Raw genomic sequence first — 3,579 nt, forward strand, 5'->3', positions numbered from 1 at the left:
GGTGACTCGTGATGCTATCTGAAAAGCTTGCGGGATCAAACTATCAGCTAATTCCTCTAGATAGGGTAAACTTGCTTGAGCTAAATCTAAAGTTAATTCGTGGGGATATAAAAGACTTTTGAGAACTACATTTAAAAGCAATTCTCGATTAGGATTATATCTGAGATTGTCTTGAATAGGATAATTAATACCATTTCTCTAAATGAAAACTACACATCGAATTTAAGTCACCCTTTTTAAGGGGGATTTAGGGGGATTAAACTTCTGTAGTCAGACTTTGGAGAATTGGTATAAGTAGTTCTTCTGGATCGAATATTTCTAAATCTCAAGCTAAGTCGAATAAAGCTAATAAATTATTAATTGACTTGGGAACAATTTCCTGTAGATGATAGCGAAAATATTCTACAGCTGCCAGATCACCTTTTCTTTGTTGTCGTCGCGCTTCTGTATCTAAAACTGCTTCTAATTCTGCTTGCTATTGCTTGACTTTTTCTGGATTACCTCCTCTTAAAACATTTTGCCACATTACCTGCGCTTCTGCTTCTAAATTTTGCAGAAGATAGGCAACTCCCAAGTACCAATAGTCAGAAATATTTTCGGGATTGTTATCGATTAGTTCCTCGTAGATTGCCGCAACTTGAGGATAATCTTCGGCAATTAAAGCTTGATAAGCGTCAGGATGCCACATAAATCAGTTATCAGTTTTTTGAGATAATTTTTTCAGAAAGTCTTGATGTTCTTGACTGGCTAAACCTTGCTGTAAAACTGTCAAAACCTGTCCCAAGTTACCCCCTAATAAAGCATTAACATCTAACCAAAGATCGGGGAAAACCTGCGAGTAAATTATCCCTCGACTATCGGGTTCAAGTTTAATATATCTGAACTTAACCGTGGAATCGCTCTACTCTAGATACAGTAAACAGTACAGCCATTTTCAAGGGGAAAATGTACCCAGTAATCGCTTGTCAATTTTTTCTGAGAAGCTCCAGGCAGTAAGGACTGTATGGGGGAAGTCTTGGTATTGAGCTAGAATGGTGTATTAGTAAAACTGTTATGTGTTCTTTAAGATGCGTTGGACAAGATGCAGACACAGTAAAGTAGTTGATCATGTCCATCAAAACAAATTGGCTACCTTCTTTTTTAACTTTTTTAAGTTTTTCTCAAGTGAATGCATAGCTTTTATTAAAAAATTTGCTTTCTTGAGGCGCTTCGGTTTTGCTTCAGGTTCTTCCAAAAATCTGTAATACAGAAAAACGTCTCGATGCGGTATATCAATATCTTCTCCGCCACATAACCTCTTGAATCTATCTGAGCCATAACCCATATAATGAATTCTGTGAACTGGCTTTAATCCTTGCTTGTTGTAAAGCACATAATCCTTCTCCACAAAAGGATTTACACCAGCAATATTTCCAGTTCTCTCTTCAGATTTTTCACTCAACGTATAGTTGAAAAATTTCCAGTTAAGTTTAAACGTAATATAGCTAAAAAGGTAGACCTCATCCCACCAACCTCTCTCATTGATAAAGTTCACTTCCGCTTCATGCAGTAGTGCAAGTTTAATTTGCGCTAAAGTGTCGGAATTTAACAAGCTTGATTTAGCTGCGAAAAAATCAGAGCAATGACAACAAGATTTTATGTCTTGAATAGCACGAGATGGATATTTTCTTATAATCATTTTGGTATCTAGAAAACAGTCTTCTTTATTATGTTCCCAGTCGTCAAAAACACAATCATACTCTGTTAGTTTATTGAAGCAATCCTCTAATGAAGACATTACTAGCTCATCACTATCAATATAGACAAAGTATTCAAATTGACCATCAAATGAACATAGTTTTCTTATGGTGTTTGACCCATGATACCAAGCAGATTTCTTTCGAGATAGAAACCTCTGATCGCTCCATACTTCTGATGCAAAATTAGACCATTTTTCAATTGATGATTGATTGTCAAAAAGAAAAACATTATCTATCTTGAGAGATTTAATTTTGTCAACCCTATCGTCATAAGGAATTATGCAGATTGGAATATTTTTGTCATAATTAGTCCTGATGCTATTAATAAGGGCAATTAGCTGATCGTATAAGTTATCATTAGCTAACGTATATATTCCTCTCTTTGAAAACATTCTAACTCCTTAATTTCTTGCTCTAGCGACTTGAGCTTTGATCATGTACATTTAGGGATTGTCTGATTCTTCTACAGAGCGATTGTCTGGCTGGGATATTATTCCTTCCTCCGCAAGTCCCCTATCTTTAGTAGGCCAATTCAAGTCTGAATTGCATCACTGTCTAATCTACCTTCATAGAATACCTCATTCGGGATACGATAGTCAAGACATTTTCGAGGACGATTGTTAATCAAGTTTACGGCTCTTTCTACCTCCTCTGGCTTAAGGATTTTACAATTCTACGTTCATCTTATAGCAATTTTCATAGTTGTGAGGTACAGAGTCTTAAGTTTTGAGGAGTCAGGAGTTAAGATTTTGGTGTACCTCATGAGATTGGGAAACGCTATATATTTAGGGTCTGCTGAAAAAGTTTGTTGGTGGGGGCAGGGTGTGGGCTTCGGCCGTGAGCTCAGCGTTCGACCGAGCGTTCGACTGAGCGTTCGACTGAGCGTTCGACTGAGCGTTCGACTGAGCTCACGCCGAAGTCTCACGCCGAAGTCTCACGCCGAAGTCTCACGCCGAAGTCTCACGCCGAAGTCTCACGCCGAAGTCTCACGCCGAGGTCCGAACGGTTGAAGCATGAAACCCAACACTGTAAAAAGTATCCGATTTTAATATTTATGCCGCCACCTATACGGCGAGTATCGAGCGCGCGTTCAACTGCTGTTTTAATTAGTTCCGTTTCCCCAAGAGGGAGGAGGGAAAATTTAGACTCGTTAGCGTTTAGATTAGCAATGGAAATTTTAGCCATTAAGATTCTCCTATAATAGATAGCGTCAATATTTTGAAACCTTGAGGTATCGGCTCTCCCGACTTTGGGGTTATAAAGTGTATAACCAGATAGAATTTGGCGACATGGCGAACCCTGAAAGCCTTGTGGCAAAAAGGATAAGCAGGTTTTATCACCCTATACTCAGAAGAGCCGAGGTATTAGAGGAGAATTTAAACAAATATCATCTCCTCTAATAATTTTTGAAGGAATCGATTAGATGTCAATTGTAATCGTTACTTTTACACCCCAAACTTCAAACTCTATCTTTATCTCTCCACCACCCACTATATTTTTAGCCTGATCTTCCGTTAAGGCAAAAGAATCTATTACAGGACTCAGATCATTTACTTGCAGTTTAGACATTAGAGTTTTGGTTCTTCCGAACTTACCATGTAAAATCAACTAGCAAAATGCCAATTTAATAAACATCTAAGACTAAAGTTTTTAAAGTTTCTAAATCCATAGCCTCTCCTTTTAATCACCTTCAGTTTATTAGGTTCTTCCGAACTTACACTGTAGAAAATTCCCCAAGCTCCCTCTCTGTCCAGCAATGCTCTAAAGTTGATAAATATCAATCTAACAAAAACTCAAAGCCCTATTGTACAAGCTTTACAAGCATGAGTTGTTGATAGTT

The 3,579-nt window shown here is 37.8% G+C and carries 3 protein-coding genes and 3 pseudogenes; all 6 read right to left on the minus strand.

Annotated elements, in window-relative coordinates; genetic code table 11:
* Positions 1-475: 475 nt before the first annotated feature.
* Positions 476-688 (minus strand): hypothetical protein, encoded by a 213-nt coding sequence (locus tag ACOCD9_RS20355; protein WP_002751022.1) that lies wholly within the window; start codon positions 686-688, stop codon positions 476-478.
* A gap of 3 nt (positions 689-691) precedes the next feature.
* A pseudogene (locus ACOCD9_RS20360) lies at positions 692-877 on the minus strand (Uma2 family endonuclease); the annotation flags it as partial.
* A gap of 237 nt (positions 878-1,114) precedes the next feature.
* Positions 1,115-2,131 carry an Npun_R2821/Npun_R2822 family protein gene (locus tag ACOCD9_RS20365; protein ID WP_106909302.1) on the minus strand — a complete coding sequence of 339 codons (1,017 nt, stop codon included), beginning with the start codon at positions 2,129-2,131 and terminating at the stop codon, positions 1,115-1,117.
* 140 nt (positions 2,132-2,271) lie between these two features.
* Positions 2,272-2,412, minus strand: a pseudogene (locus tag ACOCD9_RS20370) (IS30 family transposase); the annotation flags it as partial.
* A 746-nt stretch (positions 2,413-3,158) separates the two neighbouring features.
* Entirely contained in the window at positions 3,159-3,308 is a 150-nt protein-coding gene (locus tag ACOCD9_RS20375; protein WP_287967354.1) for a hypothetical protein, read from the minus strand.
* 35 nt (positions 3,309-3,343) lie between these two features.
* Positions 3,344-3,439, minus strand: a pseudogene (locus tag ACOCD9_RS20380) (transposase); the annotation flags it as partial.
* Positions 3,440-3,579: the final 140 nt, after the last annotated feature.

This window comes from Microcystis sp. (assembly GCF_048564745.1).
GTDB classification, from domain to species: Bacteria; Cyanobacteriota; Cyanobacteriia; order Cyanobacteriales; family Microcystaceae; genus Microcystis; species Microcystis ichthyoblabe_A.

Coding starts and splice junctions, on each gene's coding strand:
- ACOCD9_RS20355 (WP_002751022.1), bottom strand. CDS start 688: ATGTGGCATCCTGACGCTTATCAAGCTTTAATTGCCGAAGATTATCCT.
- ACOCD9_RS20365 (WP_106909302.1), bottom strand. CDS start 2,131: ATGTTTTCAAAGAGAGGAATATATACGTTAGCTAATGATAACTTATAC.
- ACOCD9_RS20375 (WP_287967354.1), bottom strand. CDS start 3,308: ATGTCTAAACTGCAAGTAAATGATCTGAGTCCTGTAATAGATTCTTTT.